Source organism: Ruegeria sp. AI2, assembly GCF_056541275.1.
Window position 1 is genome coordinate 96128 of record NZ_JBQFYB010000003.1, and the last position, 25400, is coordinate 121527.

24 protein-coding genes are annotated in these 25400 nt (G+C 59.1%); 15 read left to right on the forward strand and 9 right to left on the reverse strand.

Annotated features, from left to right (window positions below):
• Positions 1 to 6: 6 nt before the first annotated feature.
• The gene (locus tag ACR0LL_RS09325) at positions 7 to 942 is read left to right on the forward strand and encodes a LysR family transcriptional regulator (RefSeq protein ID WP_480586045.1); all 936 of its coding nucleotides are present in this window, start codon (positions 7 to 9) and stop codon (positions 940 to 942) included.
• A gap of 36 nt (positions 943 to 978) precedes the next feature.
• Here ACR0LL_RS09325 and ACR0LL_RS09330 read toward each other — a convergent pair whose 3' ends face one another.
• The 3 genes from ACR0LL_RS09330 to ACR0LL_RS09340 form a co-directional block, all read right to left on the reverse strand.
• Positions 979 to 1965, reverse strand: coding sequence for a type I glyceraldehyde-3-phosphate dehydrogenase (locus ACR0LL_RS09330; protein WP_480586048.1), 987 nt, complete (start codon positions 1963 to 1965; stop codon positions 979 to 981).
• A 53-nt stretch (positions 1966 to 2018) separates the two neighbouring features.
• Positions 2019 to 2342 carry a hypothetical protein gene (locus tag ACR0LL_RS09335; protein ID WP_480586050.1) on the reverse strand — a complete coding sequence of 108 codons (324 nt, stop codon included), beginning with the start codon at positions 2340 to 2342 and terminating at the stop codon, positions 2019 to 2021.
• Positions 2343 to 2453: 111 nt separating this feature from the next.
• Complete coding sequence (locus tag ACR0LL_RS09340; RefSeq protein WP_480586052.1) at positions 2454 to 3287, reverse strand: bifunctional allantoicase/(S)-ureidoglycine aminohydrolase; 834 nt, start codon at positions 3285 to 3287, stop codon at positions 2454 to 2456.
• A 224-nt stretch (positions 3288 to 3511) separates the two neighbouring features.
• Between ACR0LL_RS09340 and ACR0LL_RS09345 the strand changes: the two genes are divergently transcribed.
• On the forward strand, positions 3512 to 3820 hold the full coding sequence (locus ACR0LL_RS09345; RefSeq protein WP_480586055.1) for a hypothetical protein: 309 nt from the start codon (positions 3512 to 3514) through the stop codon (positions 3818 to 3820).
• Positions 3821 to 3835: 15 nt separating this feature from the next.
• On the opposite strand, the gene ACR0LL_RS09350 is transcribed toward ACR0LL_RS09345, so the two are convergent.
• Positions 3836 to 4771 (reverse strand): 2-hydroxyacid dehydrogenase, encoded by a 936-nt coding sequence (locus ACR0LL_RS09350; RefSeq protein WP_480586058.1) that lies wholly within the window; start codon positions 4769 to 4771, stop codon positions 3836 to 3838.
• 231 nt (positions 4772 to 5002) lie between these two features.
• On the opposite strand from ACR0LL_RS09350, the gene ACR0LL_RS09355 reads away from it, so the two are divergent.
• The 3 genes from ACR0LL_RS09355 to ACR0LL_RS09365 are packed head-to-tail and all read left to right on the forward strand — an operon-like array spanning position 5003 to position 7424.
• Positions 5003 to 5806, forward strand: coding sequence for a thioesterase family protein (locus ACR0LL_RS09355; protein WP_480586061.1), 804 nt, complete (start codon positions 5003 to 5005; stop codon positions 5804 to 5806).
• Positions 5807 to 5850: 44 nt separating this feature from the next.
• The gene (locus ACR0LL_RS09360) at positions 5851 to 6525 is read left to right on the forward strand and encodes a DUF1007 family protein (RefSeq protein WP_480586064.1); all 675 of its coding nucleotides are present in this window, start codon (positions 5851 to 5853) and stop codon (positions 6523 to 6525) included.
• Positions 6510 to 7424, forward strand: coding sequence for a nickel/cobalt transporter (locus tag ACR0LL_RS09365; RefSeq protein ID WP_480586067.1), 915 nt, complete (start codon positions 6510 to 6512; stop codon positions 7422 to 7424). The genes ACR0LL_RS09360 and ACR0LL_RS09365 overlap by 16 nt, the downstream gene beginning before the upstream one ends.
• 1 nt (position 7425) lies before the next feature.
• Here the strand turns inward: ACR0LL_RS09365 and truA are convergent, their stop codons facing one another.
• Entirely contained in the window at positions 7426 to 8193 is a 768-nt protein-coding gene (gene truA, locus ACR0LL_RS09370; RefSeq protein ID WP_480586071.1) for a tRNA pseudouridine(38-40) synthase TruA, read from the reverse strand.
• 107 nt (positions 8194 to 8300) lie between these two features.
• On the opposite strand from truA, the gene ACR0LL_RS09375 reads away from it, so the two are divergent.
• The 8 genes from ACR0LL_RS09375 (at position 8301) to ileS (ending at position 19661) form a co-directional block, all read left to right on the forward strand.
• On the forward strand, positions 8301 to 9716 hold the full coding sequence (locus tag ACR0LL_RS09375) for a YcjX family GTP-binding protein (protein ID WP_480586074.1): 1416 nt from the start codon (positions 8301 to 8303) through the stop codon (positions 9714 to 9716).
• Positions 9713 to 10168, forward strand: a complete 456-nt coding sequence (locus ACR0LL_RS09380; protein ID WP_480483988.1) for an N-acetyltransferase family protein — start codon at positions 9713 to 9715, stop codon at positions 10166 to 10168. The genes ACR0LL_RS09375 and ACR0LL_RS09380 overlap by 4 nt, the downstream gene beginning before the upstream one ends.
• The gene (locus ACR0LL_RS09385) at positions 10161 to 11150 is read left to right on the forward strand and encodes a YcjF family protein (protein ID WP_480586076.1); all 990 of its coding nucleotides are present in this window, start codon (positions 10161 to 10163) and stop codon (positions 11148 to 11150) included. Before ACR0LL_RS09380 ends, ACR0LL_RS09385 begins: the two co-directional genes overlap by 8 nt.
• Positions 11151 to 11212: 62 nt before the next feature.
• Entirely contained in the window at positions 11213 to 11923 is a 711-nt protein-coding gene (locus ACR0LL_RS09390) for a VIT1/CCC1 transporter family protein (protein ID WP_267367744.1), read from the forward strand.
• A 76-nt stretch (positions 11924 to 11999) separates the two neighbouring features.
• Positions 12000 to 13316 (forward strand): SDR family oxidoreductase, encoded by a 1317-nt coding sequence (locus ACR0LL_RS09395; protein ID WP_480586077.1) that lies wholly within the window; start codon positions 12000 to 12002, stop codon positions 13314 to 13316.
• A complete protein-coding gene (locus ACR0LL_RS09400; RefSeq protein WP_480586365.1) occupies positions 13316 to 13795 on the forward strand; it encodes a DUF2269 family protein in 480 nt (159 codons plus the stop codon). The genes ACR0LL_RS09395 and ACR0LL_RS09400 overlap by 1 nt, the downstream gene beginning before the upstream one ends.
• Positions 13796 to 13875: 80 nt before the next feature.
• Entirely contained in the window at positions 13876 to 16584 is a 2709-nt protein-coding gene (locus tag ACR0LL_RS09405; protein WP_480586079.1) for a DUF2339 domain-containing protein, read from the forward strand.
• A gap of 164 nt (positions 16585 to 16748) precedes the next feature.
• Entirely contained in the window at positions 16749 to 19661 is a 2913-nt protein-coding gene (gene ileS, locus ACR0LL_RS09410) for an isoleucine--tRNA ligase (protein ID WP_480586081.1), read from the forward strand.
• A gap of 42 nt (positions 19662 to 19703) precedes the next feature.
• Here ileS and ACR0LL_RS09415 read toward each other — a convergent pair whose 3' ends face one another.
• On the reverse strand, positions 19704 to 21674 hold the full coding sequence (locus ACR0LL_RS09415; RefSeq protein ID WP_480586083.1) for a hypothetical protein: 1971 nt from the start codon (positions 21672 to 21674) through the stop codon (positions 19704 to 19706).
• A 132-nt stretch (positions 21675 to 21806) separates the two neighbouring features.
• Between ACR0LL_RS09415 and ACR0LL_RS09420 the strand changes: the two genes are divergently transcribed.
• The gene (locus ACR0LL_RS09420) at positions 21807 to 22262 is read left to right on the forward strand and encodes a methylated-DNA--[protein]-cysteine S-methyltransferase (RefSeq protein ID WP_480586086.1); all 456 of its coding nucleotides are present in this window, start codon (positions 21807 to 21809) and stop codon (positions 22260 to 22262) included.
• A 76-nt stretch (positions 22263 to 22338) separates the two neighbouring features.
• Positions 22339 to 22806, forward strand: a complete 468-nt coding sequence (locus ACR0LL_RS09425; RefSeq protein WP_480586089.1) for a hypothetical protein — start codon at positions 22339 to 22341, stop codon at positions 22804 to 22806.
• A 22-nt stretch (positions 22807 to 22828) separates the two neighbouring features.
• On the opposite strand, the gene ACR0LL_RS09430 is transcribed toward ACR0LL_RS09425, so the two are convergent.
• The 3 genes from ACR0LL_RS09430 to ACR0LL_RS09440 all read right to left on the reverse strand — a co-directional run bounded on the left by ACR0LL_RS09430 (position 22829) and on the right by ACR0LL_RS09440 (position 25218).
• Positions 22829 to 23524: a CDP-alcohol phosphatidyltransferase family protein gene (locus tag ACR0LL_RS09430; RefSeq protein WP_480586092.1), complete on the reverse strand. Its 696-nt coding sequence runs from the start codon at positions 23522 to 23524 to the stop codon at positions 22829 to 22831.
• 69 nt (positions 23525 to 23593) lie between these two features.
• A complete protein-coding gene (locus tag ACR0LL_RS09435; protein WP_480586095.1) occupies positions 23594 to 24514 on the reverse strand; it encodes a tyrosine recombinase XerC in 921 nt (306 codons plus the stop codon).
• A complete protein-coding gene (locus ACR0LL_RS09440; RefSeq protein WP_209505485.1) occupies positions 24511 to 25218 on the reverse strand; it encodes a DUF484 family protein in 708 nt (235 codons plus the stop codon). The genes ACR0LL_RS09435 and ACR0LL_RS09440 overlap by 4 nt, the downstream gene beginning before the upstream one ends.
• Between the last annotated feature and the right edge of the window lie 182 nt (positions 25219 to 25400).

A 25400-nucleotide genomic window follows, 5' to 3' on the forward strand; every position in this document is an offset into this window, starting at 1 on the left:
GAAAAAATGTCCTATCTCGACAACATCCGAACCTTTGTCAGGGTTTACGATCTGGGCAGCATGTCTGCGGCCGGGCGAGATCTGAGGATTTCGCCAGCGGTGACATCAGCGCGAATATCGCAGCTTGAAGACCATCTGGGTGTGCGCCTATTCCAGCGCACCACGCGCAACCTGTCCCCAACAGAGCAGGGAAAGGCATTCTATCCCGGTGCGGTGGCGGTCTTGGATGCTGTGGACGAGGCCGAGGCTCAGGTCACACATCTGACCGAGGCACCGCGCGGGTCGTTGTTCGTGGCGTCTCCACTGGGGGTGGGGCGACGATTGCTTGCTCCGCATGTGCCTGAGTTTCTTGCGGAATACCCCGAGATTGATGTCCGTTTGCGCCTGACGGATCGCTCGGTTGACCTGACCACGGAAGGTCTGGATCTGGCGTTTTTTATCGGCCAGCCCGAGGATAGCACGTTGCGTATTCGCAAGATTGCCGACTGCCAGCGTGTGCTGTGTACTGCGCCGGACTATGTGGCGCGGCGCGGTATGCCTAAGACCGGGGCTGACCTGATTGCCGACAAGCATGAATGCCTTAATCTGCGCTTTCCGGGTGCGACCGAGTTTCAGTGGATGCTGATAACGCCCGATGGTCCGAAACGTTTTGCCGTGTCCGGGCGGTTTGAATGTGATGATGGGGATGTACTGACGGATTGGGCGTTGTCCGGTCAAGGCATTGCAATGAAGCCGGTTTTCGAGGTGGCCGAGCATCTGAAATCAGGCCGCCTCGTACCGGTTGCGACGGAAACTCCGCCTGTTTCAGTTCAGATGGCCTGCCTATACACGCATCGGCGCCATCAGGATCCAAAGGCACGCCTGTTCATGGATTTCATGATTGAACGGATCAGTAAGGTGGTCCGTGTTACAGAAAACCCTGTCGCGGGGCCTAAACCATAGACACCGACCCGACGCTGAGTACGAAGGTAAGTCCGGTCACGGCGCGGCCATCAGGCGGGCCACGTCCAGCATGCGGGCCGAAAAGCCCCATTCGTTGTCGTACCAGCCGAAAACGCGCACCTGATTTTCACCGACCATGCGGGTTTCCGGCCCGGCGATGACAAGCGATTCCGGGCGCGCCCGCAGATCGGACGAGACCAGCGGCATATCTGTCCAACCCAAAACCGGTGACGCGACAACAGCCTGACGCAAAGCGTGATCAAAATCCTCGGCCCTCATGCCGCGTTCCAACGTGACCACGAGGTCGACCGCCGAAACGCTGGCTGTCGGGACGCGAACTGCGGCGCCCGAGATGCGCCCGGCCAGATGTGGAAGGACCACGTCGATCAGGTGTGTGGCGCTGGACGTTGTCGGAACCATGGACAGCGCACCGGCCCGCGACCGGGCAAGGTCGCCGCGCGGGGCGTCAACCATGGGCTGGCTGTTGGTATAGCAATGGATAGTTGTCATATGGCCTGACAAAACACCGCCAATGTGGTCCAACACTTTGACCAGTGGTGCCAGCCCATTTGTTGTGCAGGAGGCGTTCGATACGATCCGGGCGCTGCCCAACTGATCTTCGTTCGCCCCCAGAACGACGGTTAAGTCGGCCGCAGGCGAAGGGCCCGAGATCAGGACCTTGCTGGCGCCCGCAGATAACCCGCGACGCGCCACGTCGGATGTGCGCGCGACCCCAGTACAATCCAGCATTACGTCTACGCCAGACAAGTCAACGCGTGTCAGATCGGCACTGTGGGTCATAGGAACAGAGCGTCCATCCACGATCAGCGTAGCATCGCCCTGTGACACATCGCCGGGATAGGGGCCGAAGGTGCTGTCGTATTTGAACAGGTAAGCACAGGTCTCCAGCGGCGCGATGTCATTGATCAGCACCAGCTCGATATCCGACCCTTCGGGCAGGGCCAGAACCTGCCGCAGGATCGTGCGGCCAATGCGGCCGAATCCGTTTATCGCGAGTTTCATGCGCAAGCTATGGCAGGGCGTCGGGTCGATCTCAATGCCTGATCAGCAACAGCTTACTTGCACCTGACCTGAGAAAAGAACTGACCCGAGATATTCTGGTACATGCTGTTGAAGATCACCTTGCAGCCCGTCGCTTGTTGAATGGCAGCAATAGCTTGCGTCGTGCGAAGGCGTGGGGGCGGGCCGAACGGGTTCAGGTTGTTGTTGTCGCGTGTGGCGCGATAAATGACCGGTTCGTCTGCGACCTGTGTCACAGCCCAGTTGCGGCTCATGACGAAGACGGATTTGGTCTCTTCCCCCGCAATGGCGGGTGCTGTGTGCAGGATTGCAGAGGTAGAGAGTGCGGCAACGGCTATCTGGGCAAGGCGCAGTTTCATGGACAAATCTCCAATGCTCAAAACAAGATGTTACCTGGATTTCAGCAAATTCCGACCCTTGTGTGAAGCCCCGGGGCAAAAGATCACTGCGATTTCCAGCCAGCCCAGCGTTTAGCGGCGCGACAGGGACAGGGGCATATGCCGGTTGACGTCCTTGTAAAGCAGATACCTGAACCGGCCCGGCCCCCCTGCGTAACAGGCTTGCGGGCAAAAGGCGCGCAGCCACATGTAATCTCCGGCCTCAACTTCGACCCAGTCCTGATTGAGGCGATAAACCGCTTTCCCTTCCAGAACATAAAGCCCGTGTTCCATCACATGGGTTTCGGCGAAGGGAATGACCCCGCCTGGTTCGAAATTGACGATGTTCACATGCATGTCATGGCGCAGGTCCTGCGGGTCTGCGAACCGCGTGGTGGACCATCGGCCTTCGGTGCCCGGCATTTCGACAGGCGTCACATCGCGTTCGTTGGTGATGATCGGGTCTGGCGCGGACAACCCGGGAACGGCCTCATAGGCTTTGCGGACCCAGTGGAACCGGGTTGCCGTCTGGCCAGTGTTCCGCAATGTCCAGTCGCTGCCGGCGGGGATATAGGCGTATCCGCCTGTCTCTAACACATGGTTTTCCGAGTTCAGCGTCAAAGTGACTGTTCCTTCGACGACAAAAAGCACTGCCTGAGCTTGCGCGTCTGTCTCTGGCTGATCGCTGCCGCCGCCGGGCTGCACTTCCATGATGTATTGCGAGAACGTTTCGGCAAATCCGCTGAGCGGGCGTGAAAGAACCCACAGGCGTGTTCCTTCCCAGAACGGCAGATAGCTGGTGACAATGTCGCGCATCGTACCTTTGGGAATGACCGCATACGCGTCTGTGAACATGGCGCGGTCGGTTAGCAACTGGTTCTGGCCGGGGTGGCCGCCGGTCGGGGCGAAGTAGGTCGGATGGGTCATTTGTGTGCCTCGGGATCGTTTGAATGGCACTATGGGGACAAAGGCGCGGCGCTATTAGGTCCTGACGCGCGATAGGTTTGTTCGGGATATTTTGAAGGTCGGCACCCTGGGGCTTGGCCCTGCTGAAACAGAGGTATATCCTTGGTCGTAAATGATTTCAGTTCTGTGAGGCCACAATGAAAGCCCAGTTTTTACCCGTCATTGCCGCGTGTGGCGCCCTATTGATGACCGGTTCCGCCGGCGCCAAGTCACTCTCCCGAATCATAGCTGAGATGGGGCTGTCCCCGGCAGACTTTGAAGTGGTCAGTGAAACCTCGAATGCGCTTTTGAACAATGGCACGCCTTCTGTAGGGCAGGAACGGTCCTGGCAAAACGACGAGACCGGCTCGAAAGGAACGGTCCGGGTGCAAAACGTTCAGGGCAACTGCGTCGGCCTTCAGCATGTCATCCAGCCGGAAGGTAGCGATCAAAGCCGCGAGATCAGGACTCGCCGGTGCAATGACGGTAACGGAAACTGGATCCTGACGCCCTGATATCTGACTTGGTTATCAGTACCCCAGATCCCGGCTGACTTCGTGCAACAGGGGATCGCCGGACCTGAGCCTGTGGTAGTTCTCGGCCACATCCGACAGTGCATCACCCAGATACCAGCCCGAGACATGCGGTGTGATCGTCACAGAAGGGTGCCGCCACAAGGGGCTGTCTTTTGGCAGCGGTTCCTGTGACGTGACGTCCAACACGGCATGGCCCGGTGAGCCGTTATCCAGCGCCGCGATCAGCGCCGCCTCGTCAATCAGGTTTCCGCGTCCGGCGTTCAGAAACTGACTGCCCGGCTTCATCGCGGCCAGCGTCTGTGCGTCAAACAAACCCGCGGTTTGCGGCGTCGAAGGAAGGATGGCACAGACGTGATCACATTGCCCCAATAGCCGAGGCAGCGCGTCTTGCCCATGCAGGCAGGTGACACCATCGATGGACTTTGGTGAGCGGCTCCAGCCCATGACCTGAAACCCGACGGCATGTAACATGCGGGCAGTGCGGGCCCCTATATGGCCCAGACCCAGAACGCCCACAACCGTATCAGGTGTGAAGATAGGCGCGCGCGGCAACCATTCAGCGCGACTCTGGGATGCCTCGTGAAAAACCATATGGCGCTGAGCGCGCAGAATATAGGCCAAAAACCATTCGGCAATGCCCTGAGCAGGCGCGTCTGGCTTCAAACGTGCCACTCGGATATGCGGAGGCAGGTCCGGATGGCCAACTATGGTCTCAACCCCGGCCCCCAGCTTCTGAACCAGTTTCAGGTTGGGCAACTTCGCCGGGTGATTGCTTTGCATGCTGACCACCGCAAGCATCGTAATGTCGTTGGGGTCGCCCAGCGTTCCGGGTGTGCGGATGTCTGCACCGGGCGCCAAGGCCTGTAATGTGGCGGCGATTTCCTCATCCCCAATCCAGTCCGACAACCCGGTTTCAATCAACAACGCCATATGCGACCCCACTTGGATGTGATGTGGTGACGTCCCGTCACAGCGGTGGACAGGATCAGGTCTGTTAAGCCATCCTCGTGCCTAAAAGTACAGCCCGGTTTCAAAACCCGAAAAGGACAGTTTCGTGAAGATACCACTCACCTCGCGCAAGGGAAACCACGTTACTTCGCAACCGGTTACCGGGATGAGTGAGCCGAGGCACACCACGCAACGAATGACCAGAGGGGACTGATGGCAGGGCTCGACTTCACGGATCAGACTTATTTCTGTCAGCGCGAGGATGGGGCGTTTGTCGGAAATGATCCTGCACGCGGTCCATGGTCTGCCGATCATTGCCACGCAGGGCCGGTAAGCGGGTTGATAGTGCGGGCGGCGGAAACCGAGGTTGGCCCCGAAAAGATGCTGACCCGCCTGACAGTTGACCTGTTGCGCCCTCTGCCCTTGGCCGGGTTGCGGGTTGCCGCAGAATCCACGCGTCATACTAAGACGTTGGCGACCACACGGGTTACGGTGCACGACCTGGATGACACACTCTGCGCCACGGCCACCACCATGCATCTGGCGCGACGCGATCTGGGCGCGGTGGCAAACGTCGAAACCAGCGCGCCACAGTTGGAAGACGCAGTAGAAGGTCCTTTTCCAATCGGCGAGATTCGTCACGAATTGAAGGGGTTTGCCCACTACAGTGACATCCTTTATCCCATAGACGGCAAACAGGGTGCCGGACCCAAAACGGTCTGGATGCGCACCCCAAAGCTGTTGAGCGGCGAAGATCAGTCGCCCATTCAGGCACTGTGCCCGTTGGCGGATTGCGGCAATGGTATCTCGTGGAATGCTCCGACGTCGGAGATGGGGTTCATGAACACCGATCTGACCGTGAATATCCACCGCGAACCGGTGTCAGATTGGCTGGCGTCCAGTTCGGTTTCACATTGGCAACCTACGGGCATCGGCATGTCTCAGTCGGTGCTTTTTGATACGCAGGGTCCTGTAGGGACGGCCCTACAAACACTGGTTCTGTTCCCGCCAGTCTGAAAGTCGGCCAGTTTCCGCAGGCGTGTGTAAAGGCCGTTGTCGTCGTGTCCCGTCAGACCTATCTTGCGCATATGCGCTGGCTCTTCACCGTCATGACCTGTTGCCTGCCGATCCCGGCACTATCCCACCCGCATGTCTTTATCGACACCGGGCTGGAGTTCATCGTGGATGAGGCCGGTCACCTGACCCATATCCGGGTGACGTGGGCATATGACGAATTTTACTCTCTGCTTGTTCTGGAAGACATGAATCTGGATCAGGATGCTGACGGTATTCTGACCGAAAGCGAAGAAAAACGTCTGAGCGGGTTCGATATGCAATGGGTCGAGGGATATAACGGCGACCTCGTGCTCACTAAAGACGGAACACCGGTGGCTCTGTCCCGCCCGATACAGCCCAGCGCGACAACGGAAGACGGGCGGATTGTAACCACCCATTTGCGGGCGGTCGAAGACGAAGCGATACTTGCCACAGGGCTTTCCGCCAAGGCATTTGATGAGTCCTTCTATACGGCCTATGAGATAACGCGCCCTGTAACCGTGACGGGCCCGGATTCTTGCCAGATGGATCGTAACGACCCTGACATAGACGGGCAGCTTGCACAGATGCAGGCGTTTCTGTTGACACTGGACGCGGATTACGACCTGGAGGAAAACGATATTCCCTTGGTTGGTGAGAGCTTTGCGACTGAGGTCCTCATTTCATGTCCCGTTTCCTGATTGTTCCGGTCGCTCTGGCCTTTGGTTTGCTGCTTTGGTTCTGGGGCAGTGGTGGGTTTGACAGTCTGGCAGGTTGGGCAGCCGGAGAGCAGCGGGACTTTCAGAACCAGATCGCACGGTCCTTGCGTGCAGCGCGCGCGGAACAGCCTCAGGCGGTGGCCACGCTTCTGACTGTCTGTTTCGCCTACGGATTCTTTCATGCTGTGGGCCCGGGCCACGGGAAGGTTTTGATCGGCGGCTACGGGCTGGGTCGGCGCGTCGCCTTCTGGCGGTTGTCCGCGATCAGCGTATTGTCCAGTCTTGGTCAGGCGGTGACGGCGGTTGTGCTGGTCTACGCGGGGGTGCTGGTCTTTCAGATGTCCCGCGAAAGCCTTGTTGGGGCGACCGAACAGGTCATGGCTCCGATCAGCTACGGAGCCATTGCGTTGATTGGGCTATGGTTGGTTGTTCGGGCTGTGCGCAATTTCGCACGACAACGAAAAAAGCATGTCCCTTGCGATCACGCCCATCAGCACCATCATGATGACGGAGCCTGCGCGGAGTGCGGTCATCGTCATGGTCCAACCGCGGACGAGGTCGCAAATGTGGGCACGTTGCGCGAAGCCCTGATCTTGATCGCAGGCATAGCTGCGCGGCCTTGTACCGGTGCCTTGTTCGTACTGATCCTGACGTGGCAAATGGGCATCGCCATGGTGGGGATCGCGGGTGCTTTCGCCATGTCGCTTGGCACGGCGACTGTGACTACGCTGGTCGGATGGACGTCTTTTGGCCTGCGCGGCGGGCTGCTGGCTTCGGCTTCGGCCACGCGCTTTGCGTCGGTTTTGGCACCCTCCATCGAACTGGTGGCGGGACTTGTCATTTCGGTGATTGCAGGCGGGTTGCTTCTGCGCGCGGTTTAGATCAGTCGAACACCGGTTCCGGGTATCCGACCCGCGCCAGATACAGTCCGTGCGGCGGACATACCGGCCCGCAGGCAGCGCGGTCGGCGGCCTCCAAAGCCTCACGCACATCTTCCGGGGTCCATGCTCCGGCCCCGACGCGTTCCAGAGTGCCAACGAAGCTGCGCACCTGATTGTGCAGGAACGACCGGGCGCGCACGTGGAAATGAACCTCGGGGCCGGAAAAGCCTGCGACCCGTTCAACGCGCAGTTCATCCAGGGTTTTGACCGGGCTGGCCGCCTGACAGATCGACGACCTGAACGTGGTGAAATCATGCCGGCCCAGCAGCTTGTTTGCCCCTTCCTGCATGGCGTCGGCATCCAGCTGGTGGCTAATCTGCCAGACCTGTCCCCGGTCGTGGGTTGCGGGTGCCCGGCGCATCAGGATGCGGAACAGATATTGCCGTTCAACCGCCGAAAACCGCGCGTGCCAATCCTCGGTCACGGGGGCGGCCTTTACGATGGCCACTGGGAGAGGCTTGAGGTGATAGTTCAGCGCCTCAGACAGGCGGAACGGGTCCCATTCCTTTGCCATGTCGCAGTGGGCAACCTGCCCCAGGGCGTGAACACCGGCGTCCGTGCGCCCCGCTGCGGCAATTGTGTGGTCGCCCGGCTGAATACGGGACAGGGCCTGTTCGATGGCGCCTTGTACAGATGGTTGATCCTTTTGCCGCTGCCATCCGGCAAACGGTTCCCCCTGGTATTCAACTTTCAACGCATATCTGGGCATGTGCCGCTGGTACAGCGCAGCGCAGGATCGGGCAAGGGGGCGAAAGCGCTGGTATGTGTCGCGACCGCTACCTATCTTGGGTAAAAGGAAAATTGCGGGGCGGCGGATTGGTCATCTCTTCACTGGCAGACAGTCTTGCACGTGGCGTCGAAAGTATCGGCGACAGCGTGTCCGAGACATTTTTCGAGCCGGTCATCCGTTTGGGTGTCACCGGGCTGGCGCGGTCCGGTAAAACAGTATTCATCACTTCGTTGGTTGCCAATCTGCTGGATCGGGGCCGTATGACCGGGCTGGTTGCGCAGCAGGAGGGGCGAATCAATGCCGCCTTTCTGCAACCCCAACCGGATGACACTGTGCCCCGGTTTGATTTTGAATCGCACCTGTCCGCCCTGACGGGACCGACACCGCACTGGCCAGACAGCACGCGCGCGGTATCTGAATTGCGCTTGTCCTTCAAAGCCCGTCCCGCCGGGCTGCTTGCCGGGTTGCAAGGGCCGCGCACGGTCCATCTGGATATTGTCGACTACCCCGGTGAATGGCTGCTGGACCTGGCCTTGCTGGACAAGTCTTACGCAGACTGGTCTCAGGAAACACTGGCACGGATTAAGACCCGCGCCGAGGCTGCCGCGTATCTGGCGCTGGTCCAAGATACAGACCCGTCGGTAGAGCACGACGAACCTGCCGCACAAGCTCTGGCCGCGTCGTTCACCGCCTACCTCAACGCAGCGCGCGATGCCGGGTTTTACGACTGTACCCCCGGACGTTTCCTGTTGCCGGGTGATCTGGCGGGATCTCCGGTTCTGACATTTGCACCGTTGGCAATCACTGGCCCGTCGCGGCGCAGGACCCTTCAGCGCGAGATGGAACGGCGGTTCGAAGCTTATAAATCTCAGGTCGTGAAACCGTTTTTTCGGGATCACTTCTCGCGGATTGACCGGCAGGTGGTTCTGGTTGACGCGCTGGGCGCAATTCACAAAGGTCCTCAGGCCGTTGAAGATATGCGCCGCGCGATGGCTGATATCCTGTCGGCTTTTCGTCCGGGCCGGAACGCATGGCTGAGCCAGCTTTTGCTGGGTAAAAAAGTCGAACGCATCCTGTTTGCTGCGACAAAAGCGGACCACCTGCACCACACGCAGCATCCCCGCCTGACCGCGATTATCGAAGCTTTGACGCGCGAGGCACGCGATCGTGCGAATTTCGCCGGGGCCCGGACTGCGGCCCTGTCTCTGGCCTCGCTGCGTGCAACGACCGAAGAGATACGCAGCCATGGCGGAACCGATCTGCCATGCGTGCGTGGCACTTTGTTGGACAGCGGCAAACAGGCTGCTTTTTATCCTGGACAATTGCCCGAGGATCCAACGCATCTGTTGGGTCCGGCGCGAAATGGGGCGGAGAGCTGGTTGAACGAAGATTATGGGTTCATGGCCTTTGCGCCGGCAAAACTAACCCTGAAACCTGGTGACGGCCCCCCGCATATTCGACTGGATCGTGCAGCGCAGTTTCTGATCGGAGACAGATTGTGATCGCGACACTGCGCCCCGCACGCACCACAGATGCCGGTACAATCGGTACGATCCTGCACGATTTCGCTTTGGAAAACGACTGGATGCCCAAATTGCACAGCTGTGCTGAAACCATCGCCTTTTGCGGCCGGATGATTGATCAGGGCTGGGTCACTGTGGCCGAGGCAGAGACGGGCGTGGTCGGGTTTCTGGCGCTGAATGGTGGTGAAATCCATTCACTTTATCTGGATGCACAAGCTCGGGGGCAGGGGATTGGTCAGCAATTGCTGGGTCACGCGAAAGCAAGCCAGCGGCGGTTGGGCTTGTACTCGTTTCAGGATAATTCCCGCGCCTGTCGGTTCTATGAGCGAAACGGCTTTGCCGAGGTGGCGCGCAGCGATGGGGCAGAAAACGATGAAAACCTGCCGGACATAAGGTTTGTCTGGCACAGCAGGGATACGACAAATGGCTAAAGGTCCGGTTTTGATCGATCTTGACGATGATGAACCCGCTGCTGATGTCGCGCAGGCAAAACCGGTGCCGGATACTGTGCCACCTCAGGGGCAGGCGATGCAAAGCGCGGCCCGACTGGCGGCCAGCAAACCCTCAGTCCTTGCGCGCTGGTTCTGGGGGCTTGCGCTTTCGGTGGTCGGGGCCGCCATATCGGTGGCCGCCTGGGATTTTGCAACCTCTCTGGTGACGCGGATGCCCGTTCTGGGTTGGATCCTTGCCGGATTGTTGGCTGCATTGGTTCTGGTGGTGGTGATCATCGCGCTACGCGAGCTCGCGGCTTTGGGGCGGTTGTCCCGTGTTGATGGGATGCGCCGTGCAGCGGATATTGCATTGGCTGATGAAGACCTGGCTCAGGCGCGTGCGGTCACACATCGCATCATTGCATTCTACAAAGGGCGCGAGGATACCCGCTGGGGTCGCGAGCGGTTGTCCGAGCGTATGGGGGAACAGTTCGATGCCGAGGCGCTTTTAAACCTTGCCGAGGATGAATTGTTGACCCCGCTCGACGCCGCTGCCAGCCGTGAGGTTGAGGCCGCAGCACGGCAGGTTGCCACCGTGACCGCTTTGGTCCCTCTGGCACTGGCGGATGTTGTAACGGCTCTGGCCGCGTCCCTACGGATGATCCGCCGCGTCGCGGAAATCTACGGGGGGCGGGCTGGCACGCTGGGAAGCTGGCGTCTGACCCGTGCCGTCTTTGTGCATCTGGTCGCAACTGGGGCGGTGGCCGTTGGTGACGATCTGCTGGAACCTGTTCTGGGCGGGTCCGTTCTCAGCAAATTGTCCCGACGGTTCGGAGAAGGTCTGGTCAACGGTGCGCTCAGCGCCCGAGTGGGCGTGGCCGCGATGGAGGTCTGCCGCCCGCTGCCATTCTCAAAACGCCACAAACCTTCCACGCGAGGCATCATTAAACGCGCCTTGCAGGGTCTGTTCTCCAAGGGTTGATCCAGAGCAAAGCGTCAGACCACACCCTTCTGCACTCTGCCAGTGAACAATAGGAGCAAACCATGACGGATCACGGTCACAGTCCGCAGGAAATTGCCGACCGGATCAACGCTCCGCCCGGGCGCGGTGTGTTGCGCGACGTTGTGTATGGCGGCATTGATGGTTCCGTCACCACGTTTGCCATTGTCGCCGGTGTCGCGGGCGCGGGCCTATCCCCGTTTGTTATCGTGGCACTTGGTTTGGCAAACGTTCTGGCGGACGGGTTTTCAATGGCCGCAGGCAATTACTCGGGGACTAAGGCCGAACTGGACAACATACGGCGCATTCGGGCGATCGAGGAACGCCACATCGCACTCTACCCCGACGGCGAGCGCGAGGAGGTCCGTGAAATTCTGTCGCAAAAAGGGTTGTCAGGGGAAATTCTGAACGAAGCCACCGCCGCGATCACGTCGAGCCACGAACATTGGGTCAACCTGATGATCGAGGGTGAATATGGGCTGGGCAGTGTCGACCCACATCCGATGAAAGCCGCGTTGGCCACGTTTTTCGCGTTCCTTGTGGCCGGGATGATCCCGCTGTTGCCGTTTTTGGCGTCGGTGGAGAACGCTTTTGAGATGTCGGTCTGGATGACGATGGGGGTCTTCTTTGCGATTGGTGCGTTCAAAAGCCGGTGGTCGTTGGCGCCCTGGTGGCGGTCAGGTATCGAAACGCTGTTGATCGGTGGTCTGGCGGCACTGATCGCGTATCTCGTCGGGTCTCTGTTCCATCCATAAATGTCGCAGCACGGTGGTCGCGACTGGTCAAAACTTCCCGGATAGGTAGAGTGGCGCAAAACAGGTGCAAAGGCCGATGGCAGATCACGAGCTTTCTGGAAAGAACGTATTGGTTCTGGGTGCTTATGGGTTCATCGGCACCGCCGTCACGCGGGCATTGTCGGCCGCAGGTGCCACGGTTCAAGGCATGGGGCGCAATCTTGCCCAAGGGGCAAAGGTCCTGCCGGGGGTTATGCTGAAACAGGGCGATATGCGCGATCTGTTGCACAAGGACGATTGGCAGGACCTGCTGGCCGACGTCGATGTCGTGGTGAATTGCGCAGGGGCTTTGCAGGATAACGCGCAGGACAACCTTGAAGCGGTGCACCATATGGCGGTCGCAGCCCTTGCAGGGGCCTGCGCGGCAGGTGGCATAAGCGTTGTTCAGATTTCGGCCATCGGGGCAGAGCCGGACGCGAGCACGCATTTCCTGCGCAGCAAGGCACGCGGAGATGCCGCTTTGCGCGCATCGGGCGTAACACTTTGGATTCTAAAGCCGGGGCTTGTTATCGGGCAAACGGATTATGGGGGAACGGCGTTGCTTCGAATGCTGGCGTCTGTTCCTTTTGTTCAACCGCTGGCTTACCCCGATACACCTGTTCAATGCATGGGGATGCCCGATCTGTGTGACGTGGTGATTGCTGCCGTTGCCGGTTGCCTACCGCAGGGTAATTACGATCTGGTCGAGGATACCCCGCATAGTTTGTCGGACGTGGTGCGCTGCACGCGACAGTGGCTTGGGTTTCCTGCCGCGCGCTTCCACCTGGTCCTGCCGCCTGTCCTGACAAAAGCCGTTGCGGCCATTGCGGACTGTTTGGCCTTGTTGGGTTGGCGGTCTCCGCTGCGCAGCACGGCGATGACGGTCATGGCGGATGGCGTGATCGGCGATCCCGGCCCTTATCGTGCAGTGGCCGGGCACGGAATTGCATCCATGCCTGAGGTCTACGCCATGCTGCCTTGCGCGCGCGAGTGTCGGGTGACCCCGCGGATGACGCTGTTGATGCCGTTGATCGTTGCTACACTCAGTCTGTTCTGGTTGCTGTCGGGCCTGTTTGGGCTGGCGGGTTTGTCCACGGCTTCTGGTATGCTGGTCGAAGCGGGGTGGTCATCCGCCTTGGCGGTGACCAGCGTTGTGTTCTGGTCCCTGATCGACATAGCACTTGGTCTGGCCATCCTGTGGCGCCGATGGGCGGCGCGGGCCTGTGTGGCGCAGTTGACTGTGGCCATATTCTACCTGATTGCCGCTTCGGTCACGATGCCGGAATTGTGGATGGATCCGCTGGGGCCGCTGGTGAAAATCCTGCCCGCGATGATTCTGTCGCTTGTGGCGTTGCCCTTGTTTGAGAGCCGATGATGGACCCTGAACTGATCTTGCGATGGCTGCATGTCGTCGGTGCATGTGTGCTGCTGGGAACCGGGGCAGGGATCGCCTTTTTCATGCTGATGGCGCACCGGACAAACGACCCGCGCGTCATCGCCCATACGGCGGGTATCGTGGTGCTTGCCGACCTTCTGTTCACCACGACCGCCGTCATCCTGCAACCAGTGACCGGAGCTCTGCTTGCCTGGCAGATCGGGTGGCATTTGGGTGAAGGATGGATCGTGTTGTCTCTGGTGCTTTATGTTTTGACGGGCTTGTTCTGGTTGCCGGTGGTTTGGGTTCAAATCCGGTTGCGCGACTACGCGCGAACGGCGGCAGAGCGTGAAACGCAACTGCCACCGGAGTATTACCGCTTGTTTCGGTTCTGGTTTGCTTGCGGGGTTCCGGCATTTCTGGCGGTTTTGACCATCCTTTGGCTGATGATCGCCCGTCCGGCGATTTCGGTACTTTAGACTTTGTCACGGCTTTCCTGACTGTTGCTGACCGACAGCACAAGATAGCTTGGCCGAAATTACGGATCGGAGAGACTCGGTTGGAAACGCTGCTTGTTCTTATTGGCCTGGTTGTTCTGGCCATCCCGGTGACCTTGATTGCCCTTCTGGTCGGACATTCCCGATTGCGTCGCCGGGTCGAACAACTGGAAGCGCAGATTCATACGTTGGCGTCTGGCGATGCGCTTGCATCGCTGCAACCGGAACAGGATGCACCTGCGCTGCAACCTGTGGCAGAGGAACAGGTTCACAGCCTGGGGCCGTGGGCCGCGCCAAAGCGACAGGAAGACGAAAGCGTCGAAGATGTAGACACCGACGCCGCTACGCCTGCAATTGTATTTCGCCATGACAGGTTTGCTGCGCTGGGCGCGTGGCTGCGTGAGAACTGGTTTTATGCGGTCTCGGCCCTGTCGCTGGCATTGGCCGGAATTTTCCTCGTGCAATATGGCGTTGAGAATGGATTGTTACCTCCGACGGCCCGCGTTTTCGCCGCGCTTGGTTTCGGCTCGGCTTTGATTGTCGGGGGCGAGGTTCTGCGCCGCAGGTTCGGGGATGACGAAGCGGTGGCCACTGCCTATTTGCCATCGGTCTTTTCCGGGGCCGGCCTCGTCACCTTGTTTGGGGCAATCCTGTCTGCGCGGCAGCTCTATGGCTTGATCGGGGCCGAGACGGCATTGGCAGGGATGGTCGTTGTCGCGCTTGTGGGTCTTGTTCTGGGGTGGTTCCACGGCCCGCTGCTGGCTGCGGTTGGACTGATCGGAGCTTTTGCTGCACCCTTTCTGGTTGGAGGCGCATCTGACGATCCCTCGTGGCTCTATGCCTATTTTCTTTTGGTTGCCGTTTTGGGGCTGGGTATCGACACGGTGCGGCGTTGGGCGTGGATTTCGGTTCTGACGTTGGTCGGGGTTTATGCGGCAAACCTGCTTTTGATAAGTGGGGCTCCGAATACGGAACCGGGATATCTGGTCGCGACAACAGTGCTGGCACTGCTGGCAACGGCCATTCCGGTACGGCGCGTTTGGCCCGATCATGCAGGGTGCATGATGTCTCAGGTGATCCGCACCCCCGGAACCCGCCCATGGCCCGAGTTTCCAACTCGGCTCGCCGCCGGAGCGATTGCGGCCAGCACAGCAATCCTGTCCTGGCATTGGGCAGACTCTGCGGCTGAATTCTGGTTGGGTGTCTGCCTGCTGTCCGCCCTGCTTCTGGCGCTGCTATTGTGGGCCAAGGATGCGCCTGCGTTACAGGATCTGACCGTGCTACCTGCGACGGGCCTTGTGTTTTTTGTGGCCTCTCACGGCCTGGAATACGGCGCAGTTCTGCGCGGCTTCGCTGACACTTATGCCGAGACGCCCGAGGCCGACTTTCCGAGGGCGGCCACCGTGCTGGTTGCTTTGGGCGCGCTCATGTCGATTTTGATGGCATGGCGGTCATTCAGGGCAAACCAGTATCGTGCAATCTGGGCCGGGGGCGCTGTAGTATTTGCACCCGCGCTGGCTATCGCTTTGGAAATGGGCTGGCATCCTGCCACGGTTATCGGTGCGTACGCTTGGGCCCTGCACGCGATTGTCCTGGCAGTTCTTATGGTGGTTCTGGCCGGACGTTTTGGTCGCGCCGATGGCGATGACCGGATGCGGGCGGCTCTGGCCACGTTGTCGGCGCTGTCCTGTCTGGTCTTTGCTTGCGTGATTGTGCTCAGCTCGGCCGCGCTGACGATTGCGCTGGTGGCCAGTGTCGTCGCAGCAGCAGCCTTGGATCGCAGGTTCACCTTGCCGCAGATGAGTTGGTTTATCTGGGCCGGTGTCTTTACCGTCACCGTACGCTTGGTACTTGATCCGGGTCTGGACTGGGCCAACGCGGCCCCGCTTCCCGAAATGGCGATGGTCTATGGCGCGGCCACGTTGGGTTTCGTGGCTGGCTGGTGGCTGTTGCGTCCCTTGCAGCGGCCGGTTGCAGCACTGTTGCTGGAAAGCGCGGCTTGGGCGACAGGAGGCATTCTGCTGTCCCTGTTGCTATTGCGGTGGCTTGAAGGTTTCGGTGAAGGCGGGGCCGACAACAGCCATTGGGGTCTGGGCCTGCTGGCGGTCATCTGGCTGCTGCTGGCCTTCGCTCAGGTTCAGAGGTTTGGGCTGGGTGGCAAGCTGAATTATGCACGGTACGTGTTGGCGGCGTTCTTTGCCGGTCATGGCGTGTTCCGTCTGACCCTGGCGTTGACCGACCAAAACCCGCTTCTGAACCCCAACGCCGACCCGGTGCTTGGCCCACCGGTTCTGAACACCCTTGTCCTTGCCTATCTGGTGCCCGCACTGACCATTGGATTCTCGGCCTGGCGGATCAAGGACATGCCAAAGCAGATCAGGCTGGCAAGCTACGCCATTGCGGGTGCGTTGATTGCTGTGTGGTTTGGCCTGACTATCCGCCATGTCTGGCAGGGAGCAGCAGGCATGTTTGAAGGTAACGGCGTCACGCAGCCCGAGCTTTATACATATACCCTTGTTCTGCTGCTGGTTGGGGCGGTGCTGTTCTACCAATCTCTGGCACGCGGTTCGGATGTGATGCGCAAGGCGGGGTTGGTGGTGATAGGGCTGGCGGTGGCCAAGGTCTTTCTGATCGATATTGCCGGTCTGGGCGGGCTGATCCGCGTGTTCTCACTGCTGGCGCTGGGGCTTGGGTTGGCCGGTCTGGCATGGTTGAATCGCTGGGCCAAGCTGCGCCATTCGCCGCATGGGCCGGAACCTCTGGACCATTGAAGGCAGGCGTCTTATAAGCGCGGCCATGTATGACCGGACGGCCATCATTATTCGAATTATATCCCCGGCGCTCTGACCCTCTGAGACGCCGGGCAAAGGTGTTTGAGAATTCGCACCGACCGCTTCGATCCTAGTACGACCAGATCATCCAAAGGACGCTCAAAATGTGCGCCGACACGACCCAAACGCCTGACTATAAAGACACGCTGAACCTGCCCAAAACCGATTTTCCAATGCGCGCGGGCCTGCCTGCACGCGAACCCGCATGGCTGGAGCGGTGGGAGACCATCGGTGTCTATGACCGCCTGCGCGAGAAAACGGGGCGCAAACCCTTTACTCTGCACGACGGCCCCCCCTATGCGAACGGCCACCTGCATATCGGCCACGCACTAAACAAGACGATCAAAGACATGATCGTGCGCTCTCATCAGATGATGGGCTTTGACGCGCGTTACGTGCCCGGTTGGGACTGCCACGGCCTGCCGATCGAATGGAAGATCGAAGAACAGTACCGCAAGAAGGGCAAGAACAAGGACGAGGTGAACATCGTCGACTTCCGTCAGGAATGCCGCAAGTTCGCCGAAGGCTGGATCGACATCCAGCGCGAAGAGTTCAAGCGTCTGGGCATCACCGGCAACTGGCCTGATCCCTACATCACCATGGACTTCCATGCCGAGGCCGTGATCGCCGACGAGTTCATGAAGTTCCTGATGAACGGCACGCTCTATCAGGGCTCGAAACCCGTGATGTGGTCACCCATCGAAAAAACTGCGCTGGCTGAGGCCGAGGTCGAGTATCACGACAAGGAAAGCTTTACCATCTGGGTGAAGTTCAAGGTCGTGAACGCGGGTGATCTGGATGATGCGTTCGTCGTAATCTGGACCACCACTCCCTGGACCATGCCGTCGAACAAGGCGGTCGTGTATGGCAAAGACATCTCTTATGGTCTCTACGAAGTCACCGGCGCGCCTGAGGAATGCTGGGCCAATGTAGGCGACAAGTTCCTGCTGGCTGACAATCTGGCCGCAGATGTGTTGGGTCGTGCGCGTCTGAACGACGATCAATGGACCCGCGTACGTGATGTCGCCACCGACGAGCTTGAAGGTGTTCAACTGACCCACCCGCTGGCCGGTGCCGAAGGTGGCAATGGCGAATGGGACGATATCCGCGACTTCCGCGCGGCTGACTTCGTGACCGATACCGAAGGCACCGGTTTCGTCCACTGTGCACCGTCACATGGTATGGAGGAATTCGAACTCTACCGCGATTTGGGCATGTTGGAGCAGGTCATCACTTACAACGTGATGGACGATGGTTCGTTCCGCGCTGATCTGCCGTTCTTTGGTGGCAAATACATCCTGTCCCGCAAGGGTGGTGAGGGTGACGCGAACAAAGCTGTCATCGACAAGCTGGCCGAGGTTGGCGGGCTGCTGGCGCGCGGCAAGATCAAGCACAGCTATCCGCATTCGTGGCGCTCCAAGGCTCCGATCATCTACCGCAACACGCCGCAGTGGTTCGCATCCGTGGACCGTAAGCTGGACGATGGCATGGGCGAAATGGGTGATACCATCCGCGAACGTGCGCTGCGCTCGATCGACGAGTTGGTGAAGTGGACGCCGCAGACGGGGCGCAACCGCCTCTATTCGATGATTGAAGCGCGCCCGGACTGGGTTCTCTCGCGCCAGCGTGCCTGGGGCGTGCCGCTGACCTGTTTCACCAAGAAAGGTGCCTTGCCAACCGACGCGGATTACCTGCTGCGCAACGCCGAGCTCAACGCACGCATCAAGGCGGCGTTTGAGAAAGACGGCGCGGATATCTGGTACACCGACGGGTTCAAAGAGAAGATCCTAGACGGCATCGCCAACCCGGACGATTACGAACAGGTCTTTGACGTTCTGGATGTGTGGTTTGACTCGGGTTCGACCCACGCCTTTGTTCTGCGCGACCGCGAGGACGGGACCAAGGACGGTATCGCCGATGTATATATGGAAGGCACCGACCAGCACCGCGGGTGGTTCCACTCGTCGATGCTGCAAGCCTGCGGCACCAAGGGCCGCGCGCCATATCGGAACGTCGTCACCCACGGTTTCACGCTGGATGCCAAGGGCAACAAGATGTCCAAGTCGCTGGGCAACACGATTGTGCCGGAAGAGGTCGTCAAGCAATACGGCGCCGATATCCTGCGTCTGTGGGTGGCACAGACCGACTATACCGCCGATCAGCGTATCGGGCCGGAGATCCTGAAAGGCACTGCTGACAGCTATCGCCGTCTGCGCAACACCATGCGGTTTATGCTGGGCTCGCTGACGGATTTCACCGAGGCCGATCGTGTTGCGCCCGAAGATATGCCGCGCCTGGAACGCTGGGTGCTCAGCCGGCTGGCCGATCTGGATGAGCAGGTTCGCAAGGGCTATGCGTCTTTCGATTTCCAGGGCGTATTCAGCGCGGTCTTCACCTTTGCCACGGTTGACCTGTCGTCCTTCTACTTCGACGTCCGCAAGGATGCTCTTTATTGTGACGGCGACACGCCGCGCCGTCGTGCTGCGCGGACGGTGTTGGATATCCTGTTCCATCGCCTGACCACGTGGCTGGCGCCGGTTCTGGTTTTCACCATGGAAGAGGTCTGGCTGGAGCGCTTTCCGGGCGACGATAGCTCGGTCCACTTGGTCGACTTCCCGGAAACGCCTGCGGATTGGCGTTTCGCCGAACTGGAAGAGGCCGTTGCCAAAGTGCGCCGTGTACGCCGTGCAGTGACAGCTGCGCTTGAGATCCAGCGGCAGGACAAGGTGATCGGCTCCAGCCTCGAGGCGGCACCGATTGTGCATGTTGAGGACAGTGAAACCCTTGATCTGCTGGCCACTTTTGACGTGGACGATCTGTGCATCACGTCAGGCCTGACCGTGACCGGCGACCCGGCCCCGGCCGAAGCGTTCCGCGTACCCGAAATCGAAGGCATTGCGGTCGTGTTCGAGAAGGCCGAAGGCGAGAAATGTCAGCGCTGTTGGAAAATCCTTCCTGACGTGGGCCGCCACGCCCATGTCGGAGTTTGCCGGCGCTGCGATGAGGCGCTAAGCTGATTGAAACCGCCCTCTCGATCCTTCGAGGGGGCGTTTTTCGTTTCACGTCTGCGCGGACTGCGGTGTTGGATTAAACAGGTCAAAGCCTATGGCTGAATCCTTCAGGGCCTTCCAAACCTGATAATCCGTGAAATATCCGGTGTGACCACCGGGCTCGACCGGAATGTTGCGGTTTGCGGAAATCAGCCCGCCTTCAATCTCGGTCCCTACAAAGTCATCCTGCCTGAAGATGTTGAACCATGCGGCGTTCAGGTTTTTGGGAACGACTGTGAACATCTCGGGAAAATAGCGCTGATAAATATGGGTCACAGGACAGCCCATCGTAATCAGCGTCACGTTGCGCCCGTTGATAAGCTTTTGCACGCGTGGATCAGCCAGCATTTGCGTGGCAATCACGGTGCCTTGTGAATGTGAGATCACCGTGATGTGGTCCGCGGCAAAGATATCCACCACATAATGCAGCGCACGATAAAATCGTTCATCAATCGCCTTGCGATCCGGATGATTGCGCAGCCTCGTTTTCAGGTCCGCTTTCAGTAAACACTTGTCGCGAATGGCATAGGTGACGATGTCCCTTGCTACGCCCAGCCCTGCTGCGACGAAATCGGAAAAGCGGTACATCAATGCTGTTGCACCCAGGACGATCAGGCCAATCTCGCCTTGTTTGCTTGCCAGTTTGTTCAAAACCCGGCCAATCAGGTTGCAATTGTCCGTTCCGATCTGACACAGGGGATCGACGTGCTGGCTCAACGCGATTTCTCGGATAGTGACCATCGCCAGTACGATTGCACCGAACAAAAAGACCCATTGTGCAAAACGATTGAGGATGGCGCGGCTGATCAGCCCGTCGCGGACATGCAGGTTTGCCTTCAGCCTTCTGCGACCGGCAAACAGCCCAACACCGACAAACGCAAGCAGGACAATTGCCGCGAAGGCAACACTGAGTGTTTCGATGGAGTCACTGAGGAAATTGTCAAAAAGACCGGTCAGTTTTCCATCCGACAGCCCCGGAACCGTGTCGAGCATTTCCCGCAGCATTAGCCACAACCCGGCAATGAAGAACATCCAGAACACCAACATGCCTGCACAAATGCTGGGGTACAGCCGCCTGTGTTCTTTCAGATTGTCTGCCTGAACCTTTTCATCAAGTCTGGTTGCAGAAAGCACGTACAAAATGATTGTCATGAAGATCAGAGAAGCCCAGAAAAACGCGAGCAGGTAGACCTGAAAAGCTACAAACTGCTCCAGCGCCGAAGGGCAAACCGGGCTGTCCGGCAAGGGTGTGCAAGCTCGTATTTCCATACCAAGCGGACCAATGACCAGGCAGATCAGCAGCAAAAACCCCATCCCGAAAATGCCGCGCCAGAATACGCGTCTTAGATAAGTCGGAGCTGCAAAGCTGCGCCTTAGTCCGTATGCGGCCCCTCCGGCATAAAGCGTGAACAAGAGCCAGAACAGCAGGATCGTGCTTTGAAAGAAGATCCCGGGAACGCGATCAACCATAACGGCTATGGCACCGATCAGAAGATAGGCATTCAGGGTCGCAACTGCGCCGAAGAAAACCCAAGTAAAAAGGTGAACCAGCCGCGCGGCCAAAGTGTTCCTGCCGTTGGCTTGGTCCGAGGCCACATCCGCGCGGCTATGCGTTTGTTCGGCATTGTCCATGGCCAGATAACCCAGCGCCAGAACAACCCAGATCAGGTCCAATGCTGTCTTAATGGCTCCTTTCGGGGCGGGTGAGCGGTCGGCCCAGAAAACCTCGGCAAACATGGCCTCGTCCTGCGGTGCTGACGGTTTCGTCACCTTGCGCAGGTTGACCGGGAACAGTTTCGCGCTTCGGGGGGTGCCGTCGAAGGTTGTTTCGGCCAGCTCGATCATCCCACGCTGAACCTCAATCGGGGGTTCGGGATTGCCATCCAGCCAGGTTGTCGCGGCCCCGACGACCTGATCGACGGTCTCACCGGGTATTTGTTCGCCAATTCCGTGAACCGTCAGGATCAAATGACGACCCATCTCATGCTCCAAATCTCTTTTTGACAATGCGGCTAGGCTAACATGATTGCCGCAATTCGCAAAATCCGCGCGTCGCGCAGCCCCACGGCTTCGCCACTTGAACTTGGAGGATTGATCTGAAACCGTCAGCCCATGGCGATGATTGCAGTTGATACTCAGTTCGGAAGACTTGGGATCGAGGAAACGGATGGTGCCCTCACGCGGCTGGTCTGGGACGGTCAGGACGACGGCGAACCAACAGCTCTGCTGCGCGAGGCGGCGGCGCAGTTGATGGCCTATGACGCTGGACGGCTTGACCGCTTCGATCTGCCCTACCGCATCCATGGATCGCAGTTTCAAAGGCAGGTCTGTGATCTTATGTATGCCATTCCCCTTGGAGAAACGCGCACCTACGGGGATATCGCCAAGGCGCTGGGACAACCGGCGCAACCGGTCGGTCAGGCCTGTGGGGCAAACCCGATTCCCGTTATTATTCCCTGCCACCGGGTGCTGGCTGCCAATGGGCTGGGCGGGTTTTCCGGGTGCGGCGGGATCGAGACAAAGGTTGCACTGCTACGGCATGAACGGGCGGCGGGTCTTTTGATCTAAGCCTCGAAATTCGGTTGCAATCCGGTTCTGGGAAGCACAACTTATATCAGTTGCTGAATTTGAAGGATCGCATTGAATGAGCACCGAAAAAGATCGCGCAGCCCAGAAGAAGGCCATTATCGACCGGTTGATGTCGCTTGAGGCAGAGGAGCTTGCAACGGCGCAGGCCCATTACGATGCATTTCTGAAGGATGCCCAACTGGATGACCGGGAAGGCCACGACAAGGATGACATAGCCGCATCGCGCGAAAATGCCGATCTGGCAGCTGCATTTGACGCGCCTGTTCATGCGCATCATGCCAAAATCGATGTGATCGAGAATACCGATTTTGGTCTGACAGATACAGTCAGGCCGGGATCGGTGATCAGGTTTAACAACCGCAGCTTTGTCGTCTGCGTTTCGACGACCCGGTTCGAGGTGGGTGGAGATACATATATGGGGATCTCGACACAAAGCCCGATCTACCTAGCCATGGCCGGTCTGAAAGCGGGCGACGTCTTTACCCATAACGGTACTGAATTTGAGGTTCAGGACGTTCTTTAAATCCGGTCCGGCAGCGCTCGTGTCAGGTACGGCGCTGCGGAACAACCTGTTGTGCGATACCCGCAAATGTCAGGTACAGGCTGGCGATGACCAGACCCCAGTGGGCCCAGCTTTCGGGATGAAAATCGACCCATGCGGCCCAGCCCGCAAAGAACGTCCAGGCAAGGGCGACCGGCAAGGTCAGACTGCGCCAACGCTCGGTGCGCACGGGGTGAACGAATTTCAAAGGTAGAAACATCGCAAGCGACAGCAGCGTGACCAGCAGCAGGATGATCCAGAAATTGGGCTCCAGTGCGAAGATCACGACAACGAACATGTTCCAGCATCCGGGAAAGCCGGAAAAGGAATTGTCCTTTGTTTTCATCCGGGTGTCCGCGAAATACATCGCGCTGGCAAAGGTGATGACGATGATTGCGAACCAGCCGGTCCATCCATCCATCAATCCGGATTTGAACAGCGCAAAGGCTGGGATGAACACATAGGTCAGATAATCGATGATCAGATCCAGCAAGACGCCGTCAAACTCGGGTGCGTTTTTCTTGACGTGATAGTGCCGCGCCAACGGGCCGTCGATGCCATCGACAATGAAGGATACAACCAGCCAAAGGTACATGAGGCTCCATTTCTCTTCCACGGCGGCCAGCATGGCCAGCATTGCGAAAACAGCACCAGTGGCAGTGAAGAGATGTACGGCAAGAGCTTTGAATCTGAGTGACATGCTAGGGTCATGACCGATGCACGCCAGAGATGCAAACCAAAAGCCCGAGGTTTCTGTTCGATGTGTCGGTCACGCCTTTGGATGCGCACGGTTGTAGACCTCCATCAGCCGTGCGGTATCCACGGCGGTATAGGTCTGTGTGGTTGACAATGAGGCGTGCCCCAACAGTTCCTGAATGGCCCGCAGATCTCCTCCGGCGGACAGCAGATGGGTGGCGAAGCTGTGTCGCATGGCATGAGGCGTGGCAGTTGAAGGCAGCCCCAGTTGCATTCGTGCCTTGGCCATGACGCCCTGAATCGCGCGCGGGTTCAGCGGACCGCCACGGGCACCCCGGAACAGGGCGGCGTTCTTCGCTTGCGGGTGGGGGCAAAGTTGCAGATACCGGCCGACCGCGTCTCGGGCGGCTGGAAGAACCGGAACGATCCGTTCCTTGTCGCCCTTCCCGACAATGCGCAACGTCTCGGGCAGGGGCGCGTCTGCACCGGTCAGGGATAAGGCCTCGGATATCCGCAGACCACATCCATAAAGCAGCGTGACAACCGCAACATCGCGGGCCGCAACCCAGTCGGACTCAGATTGCAGCTCGACCGTGTCAATCATGGCGCGGGCGGCGTCTTCGGCCAGAGGGCGGGGCAGTTTCTTGGTGAATTTGGGCGCGCGGGTCGACAGAACGGCGGTGGGTTCAAACCCCTCTCGCTCGGCCAGCCAACGATAGAAGCTTTTGACAGCGGACAGTTTGCGCGCAAGGGATCGCGCGCCGATATCCCCGCTGCGCTGATCTGCCATCCAGGCGCGCATGTCCGACACGGTGATCCGTTCCAGCGCCTTCAGCCCCTGCCGCTCCGCGTGATGAAGGGTCATGAAAGACAGAAACTCGGTGACATCGCCGCGATAGGCGGTTTGCGTGTTTTGCGACCGCCCCGACAGCGCGCCCAGAGTGTCCAGCCAGTGCTGGAGCGCGTCGCGGCAAGCGGGTGAGATCAGGTTCACGACAGCCAGTGGCGCATCGAGCGTTCGAATACGCCGGAAAAGAAGGTGAGAAGATCGGTGCCGAGTTGCGGTGTGAAATGCCGCGGATCGCGGGCCCCCATGACGATCATGCCCGGCAGGCGACCCGGACCGAGGTCCAGCTTCAGGCAGGCTTCCGAGCGCAACTGATCCGCCAGCGCGCCGAAAACACGTCGGTTCGGCTGATGAGTTTCGCGCAAGGTCACGTCGCGGACAGGGCCGCCGCGCCCATTGGTCAGGTATTGATTGATAAAGCCGGGCTCTGCGATCGTCAGAACGCCTCCAAGCCTGTCGACGGCAGGATCGTTCTGAACCACGGTGGTTTCCAGAACCAGCGTGATGTGGTCAACCCGCAGGATATTTGCGACATCGGTTCCAAGGGCGCGCAGGAAATCCTCGAATTCGACCGGTTCCAGCAGGCGCAAAATCGCGCGGTGAACCTGATTGGTGCCTGCAAGGTTTTCATAGGCCGCAGCGATGACCGAGCGGTGGGTATCTTCCAGCCGGTCCAACCGCGCCTCAAGCCGCTGCATGGCAATGCCGCGCAGATCGATCACATTATCACCCCGGGCGCGTTCGTTCGCGGCCACAAGGGCTTGCATCAGGTCCTTGTCGTCCAGAACGACGTCGGGCTCGGCAAGAATTGCCGCGCGGAGATTATCCTCGAGTTTTGGATTGCTGCTCATGTCCTGTCCGGTCTTTTTTTGTTGGGCGGCTTATAACATGCCGAACCGGATTTGCCTTGGGAAAAATGCACGCAAGAGTGGATTTCCCCGGATGCTGTGGCGGATAGGCTCCCGCCTGCCACGCCTGATCGCAGATCAGGCTTTGGGCTGTTGGGCCGGGCGCGGCGCCGGACGGCGCCGCG